This is a genomic window from Mesorhizobium sp. CA13, from assembly GCF_020165235.1.
In the GTDB taxonomy this organism is placed as follows: domain Bacteria; phylum Pseudomonadota; class Alphaproteobacteria; order Rhizobiales; family Rhizobiaceae; genus Mesorhizobium.
The window spans coordinates 61,029-73,394 of sequence record NZ_JAIUHS010000012.1 but is presented as its reverse complement, the minus strand read 5'-3'; the positions used below and the strand labels follow the sequence as shown (position 1 = coordinate 73,394).

At 64.6% G+C, this 12,366-nt stretch carries 14 protein-coding genes, 1 tRNA gene and 1 riboswitch; of the genes, 5 read left to right on the top strand and 10 right to left on the bottom strand.

What is annotated here, in order from left to right; all coding sequences use genetic code 11:
• Position 1 precedes the first annotated feature (1 nt).
• A complete protein-coding gene (locus LB566_RS23795) occupies positions 2 to 511 on the bottom strand; it encodes a tyrosine phosphatase family protein (protein WP_224627787.1) in 510 nt (169 codons plus the stop codon).
• Complete coding sequence (gene cobD / locus LB566_RS23790) at positions 508 to 1,554, bottom strand: threonine-phosphate decarboxylase CobD (protein ID WP_224627778.1); 1,047 nt, start codon at positions 1,552 to 1,554, stop codon at positions 508 to 510. Before cobD ends, LB566_RS23795 begins: the two co-directional genes overlap by 4 nt.
• On the opposite strand from cobD, the gene cbiB reads away from it, so the two are divergent.
• Positions 1,553 to 2,524, top strand: a complete 972-nt coding sequence (gene cbiB, locus LB566_RS23785) for an adenosylcobinamide-phosphate synthase CbiB (RefSeq protein ID WP_224627776.1) — start codon at positions 1,553 to 1,555, stop codon at positions 2,522 to 2,524. The genes cobD and cbiB overlap by 2 nt on opposite strands.
• On the opposite strand, the gene cobO is transcribed toward cbiB, so the two are convergent.
• From cobO to LB566_RS23765, 4 genes are read right to left on the bottom strand one after another with little or no spacing between them, the layout of a single operon-like run.
• A complete protein-coding gene (cobO, locus tag LB566_RS23780; RefSeq protein WP_224627774.1) occupies positions 2,521 to 3,135 on the bottom strand; it encodes a cob(I)yrinic acid a,c-diamide adenosyltransferase in 615 nt (204 codons plus the stop codon). The two genes, cbiB and cobO, sit on opposite strands and share 4 nt — an antisense overlap.
• A 1-nt stretch (position 3,136) precedes the next feature.
• The gene (gene cobU, locus LB566_RS23775; protein ID WP_224627771.1) at positions 3,137 to 3,652 is read right to left on the bottom strand and encodes a bifunctional adenosylcobinamide kinase/adenosylcobinamide-phosphate guanylyltransferase; all 516 of its coding nucleotides are present in this window, start codon (positions 3,650 to 3,652) and stop codon (positions 3,137 to 3,139) included.
• On the bottom strand, positions 3,645 to 4,412 hold the full coding sequence (locus tag LB566_RS23770; protein ID WP_224627769.1) for a CbtA family protein: 768 nt from the start codon (positions 4,410 to 4,412) through the stop codon (positions 3,645 to 3,647). The genes cobU and LB566_RS23770 overlap by 8 nt, the downstream gene beginning before the upstream one ends.
• Positions 4,413 to 4,427: 15 nt before the next feature.
• Entirely contained in the window at positions 4,428 to 4,607 is a 180-nt protein-coding gene (locus LB566_RS23765; protein WP_140495602.1) for a CbtB domain-containing protein, read from the bottom strand.
• Between the two features lie 35 nt (positions 4,608 to 4,642).
• Positions 4,643 to 4,839, bottom strand: a riboswitch (cobalamin riboswitch).
• A gap of 133 nt (positions 4,840 to 4,972) precedes the next feature.
• Here LB566_RS23765 and LB566_RS23760 point away from each other — a divergent pair.
• Positions 4,973 to 6,142, top strand: coding sequence for an aromatic ring-hydroxylating oxygenase subunit alpha (locus tag LB566_RS23760; protein ID WP_224627767.1), 1,170 nt, complete (start codon positions 4,973 to 4,975; stop codon positions 6,140 to 6,142).
• Positions 6,143 to 6,145: 3 nt separating this feature from the next.
• Here the strand turns inward: LB566_RS23760 and LB566_RS23755 are convergent, their stop codons facing one another.
• Positions 6,146 to 7,345 carry an MFS transporter gene (locus tag LB566_RS23755; RefSeq protein ID WP_140639084.1) on the bottom strand — a complete coding sequence of 400 codons (1,200 nt, stop codon included), beginning with the start codon at positions 7,343 to 7,345 and terminating at the stop codon, positions 6,146 to 6,148.
• Between the two features lie 231 nt (positions 7,346 to 7,576).
• Here LB566_RS23755 and LB566_RS23750 point away from each other — a divergent pair, with 231 nt between their 5' ends.
• Positions 7,577 to 8,581: a DUF1624 domain-containing protein gene (locus tag LB566_RS23750; RefSeq protein WP_224627765.1), complete on the top strand. Its 1,005-nt coding sequence runs from the start codon at positions 7,577 to 7,579 to the stop codon at positions 8,579 to 8,581.
• On the top strand, positions 8,578 to 9,054 hold the full coding sequence (locus LB566_RS23745) for a methyltransferase family protein (RefSeq protein WP_224627763.1): 477 nt from the start codon (positions 8,578 to 8,580) through the stop codon (positions 9,052 to 9,054). Before LB566_RS23750 ends, LB566_RS23745 begins: the two co-directional genes overlap by 4 nt.
• Positions 9,055 to 9,228: 174 nt before the next feature.
• On the opposite strand, the gene LB566_RS23740 is transcribed toward LB566_RS23745, so the two are convergent.
• The 3 genes from LB566_RS23740 to LB566_RS23730 form a co-directional block, all read right to left on the bottom strand.
• A complete protein-coding gene (locus LB566_RS23740; RefSeq protein WP_006203215.1) occupies positions 9,229 to 9,615 on the bottom strand; it encodes a MerR family transcriptional regulator in 387 nt (128 codons plus the stop codon).
• 125 nt (positions 9,616 to 9,740) lie between these two features.
• On the bottom strand, positions 9,741 to 11,159 hold the full coding sequence (mgtE, locus tag LB566_RS23735; RefSeq protein WP_224627761.1) for a magnesium transporter: 1,419 nt from the start codon (positions 11,157 to 11,159) through the stop codon (positions 9,741 to 9,743).
• 196 nt (positions 11,160 to 11,355) lie between these two features.
• Positions 11,356 to 11,440, bottom strand: a tRNA-Leu gene (locus tag LB566_RS23730).
• A 180-nt stretch (positions 11,441 to 11,620) separates the two neighbouring features.
• Between LB566_RS23730 and lipB the strand changes: the two genes are divergently transcribed.
• On the top strand, positions 11,621 to 12,364 hold the full coding sequence (lipB, locus tag LB566_RS23725) for a lipoyl(octanoyl) transferase LipB (RefSeq protein WP_140896111.1): 744 nt from the start codon (positions 11,621 to 11,623) through the stop codon (positions 12,362 to 12,364).
• Positions 12,365 to 12,366: the final 2 nt, after the last annotated feature.

Here is a 12,366-nt window from a genome sequence, read left to right as displayed (position 1 = left end):
CCTAAATATCGATCTTCAGTTCGAAGGGCGTGCCCTCGAAAGCGTCGGCGCCGCGCCCGATCGCTTCGATCGCCGCGATCATGCGGCCGTCGCGTGCGAGCAAGGCATCGGCCACCGCGATCAGCCGCGGATTGGGCGTCGCCGATGGCGACAGCATCCGCAACGTCCGGGCCAGTTCGGCCTCGTCGCGTTTCGGTGCCAGCGCGGCGGCGATGATATAGGCGGAGGCTGTCGAGCGGCTGATGCCGGCATAGCAATGCACCACCATCGGTCTCGCCCGGTCCCAGCGGCGCGCGAAATCAAGCAAATTTCGCACATGCTCCTCGCCCGGCATCGTCATGCCATCCTGCGCCACCGCGATGTCGTGCATGACCAGGTGCAGATGATTTTCCCTCATGATCGAGGCTGGGCGGAGCACATCGGTACCCGCGGCCAACAGCGACAGCAGCCGCTCGGCGCCGGTCCTCGCCACCGTTTCCTCTACCTTTGCCAGCGAGCAGACATGGATCATGGTTTGATGCCTTTTGCTCGATCCTCGCGCCGCATCGCCCATTCGGCAAGGGCGGATTCCAGTCGCGCCCACTCCTCGTCGTTTCCCGGCAGGCCGGCCCGCAGGACGTGTGGGCGGTCGGTGAAATGGCGAAGCAGGATGCCGCGTTCGCCAAGCGCTGCAAACAAGCCGGCGGCCTCCGGCAGGCTGAAATAGCGGAACAATGTGGTGCCGCCCGCGACAGGCACGCCGAAACGACCGAACAGTGCGTCGAGTCGAGCCGATGCCTCCGCCAGCGACGCGCGCATTTCGTCCTGCCAGCCGATATCGCCAAGTGCGCGAATGCCATATTCCAGCGCCGGGCCGGCGACAGCCCAAGGTCCGAATTGCATTTCAAGCCGTTGGGCCGTCGGCGCATCGGCAAGCGCAAACCCAAGCCGCAGGCCGGCCAGCCCGAAAAACTTGCCGAAAGAGCGCAGCACGACGATGCCGCCCTGGCCGACATCGCCGGCAAGGCTGTGTTCGCGCGGGCCGACATCCATGAACGCCTCGTCGACGACCAGCAGCCCGCCCTTGGCGCGCAAACCGGCGGCCAGCGCCAGCAGCCGGTCGCGCTCGACGATGCGCCCATCCGGGTTGTTCGGATTGACCACGATGGCAAGGTCGGCGTCCGCCAGCTCAGCGAAATGGCCGACTTCGGTCACCTCGTGCCCCGCGATCGCCGCCGCGCGGGCATGTTCGGCATAGGTCGGCCCCAACACCAGCGCCTTGCCCGGCGCGACCAGCGAAGCCACGCGCGGCAGCAGGATCTGCGTGCCGGGCGCAGCCACGACGTTGGCTGGCGCCGGCGCGCCGTAGGTGCCGGCCGCGATCGCCGTCAGCTCACGCGCCCGCCCTGCTTCCGGCAATCGCGACAGCGAGGTGGCGGGCAGCTCGAAAAGCGGGTAGGAGTGCGGATTGATTCCGGTCGAGAGGTCGACGAAAGGCTGGGGGGCATTGGGGAAAAGCGCCCTTGCCCGGCCGAGACTTCCACCATGGTCCACCGCTCCTTCAAGAAGCTTCATGTCAGTCCTGATCGCTTTCCTGTCATTGGCCGTCGAATCCGCGCTGGGCTACCCCGACTGGCTGTTTCGCGCCATCGGCCATCCCGTGACGTGGTTCGGCAGGCTGATATCCTTTCTCGATCGCAGGCTCAACCGCGCCACTGATCCCGACGCACTGCGTCGCCAACGTGGTGTCCAGGCGCTTCTGGTCATCGTGCTGGTGCCGGCGCTAATTGGCCTGTGCGTGCAGATCTTGCTCTGGTTCATTCCCCTGGGACTGTTCATCACCGCCCTTCTGGCGACATCGTTCCTGTCACAGCGGAGCCTTTATGAGCATGTCGAGGCCGTCGCCGATGCGCTCGACTCGGGCGGCCTCGACATGGGCCGCGCCGCCGTTTCGCGCATCGTCGGCCGCGATCCCGAAACCCTCGACAGGGCCGGCGTCTGCCGCGCCGCGATCGAGAGCCTGGCCGAGAATTTTTCCGACGGCATCGTTGCCCCCGCCTTCTGGACGGGCGTCGGCGGCCTTGCCGGCGGCGCCGCCTACAAGGCCGCCAACACCGCCGATTCGATGATCGGCCACCGCACGCCCCGCCACGAAGCCTTCGGCTGGGCGGCGGCGCGCTTCGACGACTGGATCAACCTGCCTGCCTCGCGGCTGACGGCGCTGCTGATCGCGTTGGCGGCTTTCCTGGTCAAGGGAGCCGATCCCCGCAACGCGTGGGCTGCGGTGCGGCGCGACGCGAAAAAGCACCGCTCACCCAATGCCGGCTGGCCGGAGGCGGCGATGGCCGGCGCACTTGGCCTGGCGCTCGCCGGGCCGCGCAGCTATGGCGGCGTAACGGTCGACGACGCGTTCATGGGCGAAGGCGGCCGGCGCGAAGCCGAGAGCATCGACATAAGGCGGGCGCTGAAACTCTACCGGGTCGCCGACTACCTGCTGATCGCGCTGTTCGGGTTGGTTTCGCTGCTCGCGATTCTGGCGTTCTAGAACTCTATCCCTTGCTGCGCCCTCACGCCGGCCGCAAAATGGTGCTTGGTCAGCCCCATCTCGGTGACCAGATCGGCCGCCTCGACCAGCGCCGGCTTGGCGTTGCGGCCGGTGACGACGACGTGCAGGCCCTCGCGGCGCGCTTTCAGCGCGGCGACCACCTTGTCGAGATCGAGATACTCGTAGCGCAGCGCGATGTTGAGCTCGTCGAGCACGACAAGACTGATCGACGGATCGGCCATCAGCTCCAGCGCCTTGGCCCACGCGGCCTCGGCCGCCGCGATGTCGCGCTTCAGATCCTGCGTCTCCCAGGTGAAGCCCTCGCCCATCGCGTGCCAGACGACGCGGTCGCCAAACGCGGCGAAGGCCTCCTTCTCACCCGTATGCCATTTGCCCTTGATGAACTGGACGACGCCGACGCGCTTGCCGTAGCCGAGCATCCGCAACGCCAGACCGAAGGCAGCCGTCGTCTTGCCTTTGCCAGGCCCGGTGTTGACGATCAGCAGACCCTTTTCAACCGTCTTGCTCGCCACCTCGGCATCCTGCACCGCCTTGCGCTTGGCCATCTTGGCGCGGTGGCGCTCTTCGTCCTTTTCGTCGATGTCGGTCATGTCACTTCACCTTGAGCGGCAGCCCCGCCACCATCAAAAGCACGGTATCGGCAATCGCGGCGACCTGCTGGTTGAGCCGGCCGGCGGCGTCGCGGAACCGGCGTCCCAGCGCATTGTCGGGCACGATGCCTTGCCCGACCTCGTTGGATACCACGAACCAGGGCCCGCGCGGCCGCGACAGCATGTCAGCCAGCCGCCGGCATTCGGCCTCTACATCATGATCGGCCAGCATGTGATTGGTCAGCCAGAGCGTCAGGCAATCAACAAGCACCGGCTGGTTGTCGGGCAAGGCCTCAAGCGCACCGACAAGGTCGAGCGGTGCATCGATCGTCATCCAGCCTTCACCGCGTCGCGACCGATGCAGCGCGATACGCTGCCGCATCTCGTCGTCATAGGCTTGCGCCGTGGCGATGTAGGCCCATGGCGAAGGCAAGGCCGTCATCAGCGTTTCGGCGTGGGCGCTCTTGCCGGAGCGCGCACCCCCGATGATGAAGGTCAGTCTTCCGCGATCAGGCAAAGCTGTCGCACAGGCTCGTCGCGCGGCCGGTGAAGCGTCCACGCACCACGCCGACGGCAGCGCCGAGCACGAGCCAGAACACCAGGTTGGTCACTGTCACCGCCACCACGAACTGATGGTGCAGGCCTTCCGGAATCGGCGTCTCGAAACTGTCCGGCTGCGGCGCGCCGACAATATGCGGCGCGACGATCAACACCACGCCCAGAATCGCCAGCGGCAGTGATTTGCGGAAGGCGATCAGGGCAAGGCCGATCGCCGTTGCCGCCACCGTTGCCGTCCACCAGATCTGGCGCGGCAGAAGCTCGGCGGCGGGCATGGCAGGCAGTTCCGGCGGCAGCCCGAGACCCGGCGCCAGCGTGAACACGGCAAAGCCGGCCAGTCCCCAGAACACGCCCTGGCGCCAGTTGCCAATGCCGCCGGCGAATTCCGAAACCGCGACCAGGACCAGCGCGAAGCCGATGCCGGTGACGATGTTGGCAAGCACGCTGAAGGCGAAGCGCTCGAAGCCGTCGGCCGGCGCCCAGCCTTCCTCTTCCGCCGGAGCAGCTTCAGCGGCTGCCGGCGCCGCGGAGCTCATGGCGTTGTTGTCGGTCGCGGCCGGTGCGGCATGGTCGTGGTGATGGCCGCCGCCCGCCTGTTCGTAGACTTCCGCCTTCAGGATCAGCGGCACGGTGGCATAGGCCTGCATGCAGGCGAGAACGACGCCGGCCACGAGCCCTGCGATCGCCGCGACGAACACGACGTTGCGAAACAGGTTCATGATGTCAAATCCCTATCAGTGGCAGGGAAACGCCATCGAGTGGCGATAGTCGTGCGCGGCATTGTGGACCGCGTCTATATGCGAGAAACCGACAAAGCCGACGACGAAAACGCCGAGCAGCGCCGCGAGCGCGAGCTGCAGGAGGCGCGACTGCGAGGAGATGGAGGCGCCGAGGGAGACGGAAGCGGTATTCATGTCTTGTCCTTTCGCCCTCCACCCGAGGGCATCGAAGTCAGTTTCCTGTCGCCGGCAGGTCTCCTGGCTCGCGGATCAGCGCCCTTCCCCACCTTCCCGAAGAAAATCTTCAGTGGCATATGGAGAGGACTACCGCACACAGTTGCGGGGGCAGCCACGGCATTGGGCAGCAAATCTGCCCGCACCGCATTCCCTCTTGGCTCCAATCGGAACCGACGACGAAGGTGACTATAGGGAAAATCGCCGCATCCGGCAAACCAAATTCCGACGACGACAAGCGCTTTAGCGCCGTCGGCCGCCTGCTCCGCTGCAATTGACAATTTCCGTGGGCGGGTGTCGGCTGCCATCCTCACAGGAGGCCAGCCATGCAGCCCGTCCAGAGCCAGCACGCCCCCTATAACGGCCTCACCCGGGCCGAGCCGACATTGCCGTCGTCGGCCTATTGGGACGTGGAGAGCTACCAGCGCGACCTCGACGCCATCTGGTACAGGAACTGGCTGCTCGTCTGCCGTGAAGCTGATCTCGCCCAACCGCTGGCTTTCCGCACCTTCCGTGTCGGCACTCAGGAGATCGTCGTGCTGCGCGACGACACCGGCGAACTGCGCGCCTTCCACAACACCTGCCGGCATCGCGGCTCGCAGCTTTGCCAGGAAAGTGCTGGCCGGTTGAAGGCGCGGCTGATCACCTGCCCCTATCACGCATGGTCCTATTCGCTGCGCGGCGATCTCGTACGCGTGCCGTCGAAAACGCTGCCCGACGGTTTCGACAAGGCGGACCATCCGCTCTATCGCGTCGCGCTGTCGGTCTGGCGCGGCTTCGTCTTCGTCAATCTCGCGGAAGATGCCGCCGGCTCGGCGCACTCATCCTTCGACCCGGCCTCCGGCGATCTCGGCAACTGGCCGCTGGAATCGCTGGCATCAGGCCATGTGCTGCGCAAGGTGATGGATTGCAACTGGAAGATCTTCTGGGAAAACTTCAACGAATGCCTGCACTGCCCGGGCGTCCACAAGGACCTGTCGCGACTGGTGCCGATCTATGGCCGAGGCCTGATGGGCCGGCACGACGATCCTGAATGGACGCGCCACGCCGATAATGACGCGCCGGAGTTTTCCGGCGGGCTGCGGGCGGGTGCCGAAACATGGTCGCGTGACGGTCAGGCTCATGGGCCGGTCTTTTCGGGCCTGACACCGGCCGAGCGCGCCGCCGGCCAGACCTATGCCACCAGCCTGCCCTCGATGTTCATCGTCGGCCACGTCGACTATGTCAGGTCCGTTCGGCTGGTGCCGCTTGGCCCCGAACAGACCGAGTTGACCGCCGAATGGCTGTTCGCGCCCGACGCGCTCGCCGCCACCGACATCGACAATATCGTCGGTTTCGGCACCCAGGTTCTGGAGGAGGATGCCGCGATCTGCGAGGTCAACCAGAAAGGGCTGCGCTCCATGCGCCACAAGGCCGGCGTGCTGATGCCGGAGGAGTACGACCTCCACCGCTTCCACGACTGGGTACGCGAACGGCACGCTGCGCTTGTGCCGTAAGCTTCACAGCGACTTCGGCAGATAACGCCAGGTGACATAGCCGCAGACCGCCGCAAGCAGGCCGAGCGTGACGAAAACCGAGCCGAGTCCGAAAAAGGCCAGCACCACCGAATAGACCAGCGGCGGCGTCAGTTCGGAAAAATCGAGATAGGTGCGGTAGACCGCAGCCATCTGCGCCCGCTCGTAAGAGCGCACCGAGCGCATGAAGGCGGTCGAGCCCAGCGCGTCGAGCGCGATGGTGAAGAAGGCGCCGCAGAGCAGGAAGGCGCCGGTGATGAGCGGCGCGCTTTCGCCGACGGCACCCGCTGCCAGCAGCATCGCCGACATGGCGAAATAGGCAAATGTCATGGTCCTGCGGCCGCCGAAACGCTTGCCCGCCTTGCCCCAGAAAATCGCCATGAACAAAAGCGCGTTGCCCGCCGAAACCAGAATGCCGCCGGCCAGTTCGCCCTCACCGGTGATGACCATGAACAGCGGTCCGTAGACGAAGAAGGTCGTCCAGAAGCAGGAGCGGCCGAAGGCGATCAGCCAGGCCAGCCTCAGCCTCGGCTGCGCGACGAAGCGACCGATATTGGCGAGCGGATTGACCGGGCGCGTCTTGCCCGGCCGGATGGAAGGATTGTCGCCGAGCCGGTAGGTCCAGAACAACGCCAGCAGGGCCAAGGCGAATACGGCGACCGCGCCATGCGCGGCATAGATGCCGAAGCGCGTGTAGAGAAAGATGCCGAGCGTCGGCCCACCCGTCCAGGCAAACATCGACCACGCCATGCGCAGCGATTCGGCCTGCATGAAATCGGTCTTGCGGATGTGGTCCATGATATAGAGGTTGAGCGTGATCGACAGCGCGCTGGCGCCCATGACACGGCACAGCATGCCGGCCAGTTGCCCGGCGAGCGTATGCGTGACGAAGAACAACGAGCCGATCGCCAGCAGGCAGGCGCCTGCCGTGTAGACCCAGCGCCGCGCGAAGCGCTGGATCAGCATCGGCATGAACAAGGTTACCGACAGGCCGAGCATCGCCACGATGGTGTAGAGGATCGAGACGATCTGCTCGTTGTGGAGGATCTCGTAGGCCTGGATCGGGATGACGCTCGACACCGTGGCGCGAGCGAAGGATTCGACCGCGTAGAGCGAGGCGAAGGTGCGGGCATCCGCGGCCTTGAGGGCCGGTAGCCAGATCGGATGGCGCACATGCGTGGACATTGCTTCCCCAAAGCAGAATCACCAGCCAAATCTGCGGCCATCAGTTCGCGACCGGTAACAGGAAACCGACGTGCCCCGGTTAAAACGAAGCCGGTCAAAGGCTTTCCCGTGCTGGCCTAAAGGCGTGCCTGACACAGCGCCGGCTGACCGTCCGTATCGAAGCTCACGGCCTTCTTTTGTCCGGCGTAACCGTGATAGTCCTCGTGCGGGGCTGAATCAGATCGCGAGACCATGAGCATCCAGACGCCGACCATGCCCGCCGCGGAGTTGCCGAAGACCAAGCGCATCGTCGCCATCGACATGCTGCGCGGCATCGCGCTGATCGCCATGGCGAGCTACCATTTCACCTGGGACCTGGAATTCTTCGGCTACACCGATCCCGGCCTGACCGCCTTCGGCTGGTGGAAGTTCTATGCTCGCTGCATCGCCTCGACCTTCCTGTTCCTGGTCGGCGTCAGCCTGTATCTCGCCCATGGCAAAGAGATCCGCTGGAACGGCTTCTGGAGACGCTTTGCCATGGTCGCCGGGGCGGCGATCGCCATTTCGGTCGCCACCCGTATCGCCACGCCGGACGGGTGGATCTTCTTTGGCATCCTGCACCAGATCGCGCTGGCGAGCCTGCTTGGGCTGGCATTCCTGCGTCTGCCGGCGCTGCTCACACTGCTGATCGCCGCGGCGGTCATCGCCATTCCCTTCTATTTTCGGCTGGAATCGTTCGATCACCCCTGGCTGTGGTGGGTCGGCCTTTCCGCGGTCAACCCACACTCCAACGACTATGTCCCGTTGTTCCCGTGGTTCGGTGCGGTGCTTGTGGGTCTCGGAGCGACCAAGCTCGCCTCCGGCTTCGGCGCCTTGGCGCGCCTGGCGGACGTGGCGCCCGGGCGCTGGTCCAATCCTTTGGTCTTCATCGGCCGGCACAGCCTGGCCTTCTACCTGATCCATCAGCCGCTGCTGATCGGCAGTGTCTGGTTGTTCTCGCAAGTAATGCCGGCCAAGGTCGAAACCCCGCAGGTGAACTTTCTCAAGACCTGCCAGATCTCGTGCGAACAGCAGCGCGACAGCAAGTTCTGTTCGAGCTATTGTGGGTGCATGCTGGACACGCTGGAGGGCGAGGCCACGCTTGATCGGCTCTACAAGAACGACCAGACCGCCGAATGGAGAGCGCATCTGGCGGATCTCGCCGGCACCTGCACGGCCCAGACCGATAGCAAGATGACGGAGGAAGGTGTCGAATGACCGAGACCCCGCCCAAACCTGGGCTGATACCATGGCCGCCGCTGATCTACATCGCCGCCATCGCCATCAGCATCGCGCTCGGCCTGCTCTTTCCCCTGCCCTGGATCGGCGACCTCCTGGGCGACCTCCTCTATGCGGCCGGCTGGGTGGCGCTGTTCGGCGTCGCCGCACTCTGGTTCACCGCCATCCGTACCATGACGCGGGCCAAGACCACGCTCAACCCCAACGCTGTGCCGGATCATCTCGTCACCTCGGGCCCATTCGGCGTCAGCCGCAACCCGATGTATCTCGCCAACACGCTGCTGTTGATCGGCGTTGCCTTCATCTCCGGGATCGTCTGGTTCCTGCCGCTCGCCTTCATCGCCGCCTTCGTCACGCAGAAGGTCGCGGTGGAAAAGGAAGAAAAGATGCTGGCGGCAAAGTTCGGCAAGAAATACCGCGACTACGCCAAACGAGTGCGGCGCTGGATTTGAGGCACGCCATGGTTTCCGCCGTGAATCGCACTTCGGCCATTAGCCGAAACGTCCATTCCGTCGTCTCCTAGGGTCTCCACGACGGAGCTTCGCTCCTGCTTCGCCCTAGGATGACGAAGTTCGGAAGGCTCGGCTAATCTCGAATGTTTGCCATGGCCGCTCAAACGCGGTCCGCTACGTGTTCACGCCCAGCTCGACCAGCCGCTCGACGCAGGATTCCTCGGCCTGATCGAGTTCGGCCAATGTCTCCTCGAGGTCGCGACGCTTTTGCCTCAGATCCTCGCGCTTTTCCTCGATGCGCTTGATCATCAGCTTCAGCTGGCCGACCTCGCCGGGCGGCTCCTTGTACATCTGGATGATTTCGCGGATCTCGTTGATCGAGAAGCCGAGCCGTTTTCCGCGCATGATCTGCCGGATCAGGTGTCGGTCGGATGGACGAAACAGCCGCGTGCGGCCCCGCCGCACCGGCTGCACCAGCCCCTCGTCCTCGTAGAAGCGCAAGGTCCGCGTCGACACGTCGAATTCGCGCGTCAGCTCGGTGATCGAATAATATTCCCGCATTCTCACCCCATAGCCGGAGATTGGCGATTGCTGCTCTCCGTCCGCCGCAGACCTGCCGGAATCGGCCGCAGTCTGCCTGTCGCCGAGCCTCGCACGGCATTTACGTAAAAGTCAATTGAGCCGGATCAACGGACGCCGAACCACCACGTGGCAAGGCCGAGAAAAGCGAAGAAGCCAACGACGTCGGTGACCGTGGTGACGAAGACCGCCGAAGCGACCGCAGGATCGACCTTGAAGCGGTCGAGCAGCAGCGGGATCAGGATGCCGGCAAGAGCCGCAACGAACATGTTGATGATCATGGCCGCGGCGATGATGCCTCCGAGATTGGCATCGCGGAACCAGACGGCGGCGACGATGCCGATCAGTATGGCGAAAACGATGCCGTTGATGAAACCGACGCCCATCTCGCGACGGATAATGCGACCGGCATTGTAGATGTCGAGATCCCTTGTCGCCAGCGCCCGCACGGTAACGGTCATGGTCTGCGAGCCGGCATTGCCGCCCATGCCGGCCACGATCGGCATCAGCACGGCAAGCGCCACGATGCGCTCGATCGTGTGGTCGAACAGGCCGATCACCGATGCCGCGAGGAAGGCGGTCAGGAGATTGACAAGCAGCCATGGAACACGCGAACGCGAGGTCGAAAAGATGCTGTCGGAAAGCTCTTCGTCGCCGACGCCGCCCATGCGCAGGAGATCTTCCTCGGCTTCCTGCTGGATGACGTCGACGACGTCGTCGATGGTCAGCACGCCGACCAGCCGCTCGTTCTCGTCGACGACGGCGGCCGACAGAAGGTCATATTGCTCGAACTCCCGCGCGGCCTCTTCCTGGTCCATCGTGGCCGGAATGGCATGCCGCGTCTCATGCATGACCTCCTCGACCTTGACCGAGCGCTTGGTGCGCAGGATCTGGTCGAGGTCTATGGCGCCAAGCAGCTTGAAGCTCGGGTCGATGACGAAGATCTGGCTGAAGCGGTCGGGAAGGTTCTTGTCCTCGCGCATGTAGTCGATAGTCTGGCCGACCGTCCAGAACGGCGGCACCGCGACGAACTCCGTCTGCATGCGCCGCCCGGCGGTCTCCTCGGGGTAGTCGAGCGAGCGACGGAGCCTGATGCGCTCGGTAAACGGCAGCTGCGACAGGATCTCGTCCTGGTCCTCCGGTTCGAGGTCCTCGAGGATGTAGACCGCGTCGTCGGAATCGAGTTCCTGCACCGCCTGGGCAATCTGCGCGTTGGGCAGATTGTCGACGATGTCCATGCGGATCGCCTCGTCGACCTCGGTCAGCGCGGAAAAATCGAAGTCGGCCCCCAAAAGCTCGACAAGGGCGCGCCGCTGGTCGGGATGCAGCGCCTCGATCAGGTCGCCCATTTCCGATTGGTGCAGGTCGTCGACCTCACGCTTGAGCGTGAGCGTATCGCGGTCGGCGATCGCCGCGCCGATCTGGGCGAGAAAGGACGAAAGGACAGCGCCGTCCTCACCGTAGATGTCGGCGTGGTGTTCGTCAGCGACCCCAGCGCCGGTCGTCCGTTCGTCCTGGCCTTCCACCAGCGCCTCCCGCCATTGCAATCCTGGAAAAGGTGCGTCTCAGGTCTAGAACATCGGACCCGAAAGTGGAAACCGGTTTCGGGAAAATCCGACGCTCAAAAAGAAACTGGCGTAACGCGCGGGAATATCAAACGAAATGCGCGGTGCCCCTAGGGCTGGAGGTGCCGCTACAAAATGAGATTCTGGGAAGAGAGAATGGTGCGGTCGAGAAGACTCGAACTTCCACGGGTTGCCCCACAGCGACCTCAACGCTGCGCGTCTACCAATTCCGCCACGACCGCACGTGGTAGGAGCCGGAACCGACCGGCTCGCGGCGTGTAGCAAATCGTTTCCGGCGAAACAAGTGCGCCCCGAGCATTTAATCGCTGGGAATTGCCATAACGGATCAAAGCGCCAAAATGCACCGCGAACTGGACGTTTCGGCCCGATATCGCCATATGGAGTACAACAAGAGACACCCCATGCCAGAACGCAGCCAGATCGCCACGTCGTTCCTGCCTTTGCCCGGTTCGGCGCCCGTCGAATGGGCGATCGAGCCCGGCCTCACCGCCTACCCCGAGGCGCTCGCCTTCATGGAGGCGCGCGCCGAAGCGATCCGCAGCGGGGCCGCCGGCGAAATGGTCTGGCTGGTCGAGCATCCGCCCCTCTATACCGCCGGTACCAGTGCGCGCAGCGAGGACCTGATCGACGCCAACCGGTTCCCGGTGTTTTCGGCCGGCCGCGGCGGCGAATACACCTATCATGGGCCGGGCCAGCGCGTCGCCTACGTCATGCTCGACCTGAAACGCCGCCGCGAGGATGTGCGCGCCTTCGTCGCCGCCCTCGAACAATGGATCATCGGCACGCTCGCCGCCTTCAACGTCAATGGCGAGCGCCGTGAGGATCGCGTCGGCGTCTGGGTGGTGCGGCCCGATCGCCCTGCCCTGCCGGACGGCTCTGCCGCCGAAGACAAGATCGCCGCCATCGGTATTCGGCTCAGGCGCTGGGTAAGTTTTCACGGCATCGCCATCAATGTCGAGCCGGACCTCGGCCATTTCAGCGGTATCGTGCCGTGCGGCGTGCAGGACCACGGCGTCACCAGCCTCGTCGATCTCGGGCTGCCGGTGACGATGGCCGATCTCGATCTGGCGCTGAAATCAGCGTTCGAGGACGTCTTCGGCCCGGCTACGGCCTTACCGTTGGAAACAGTCCGCGAGGCCGGCTGAAC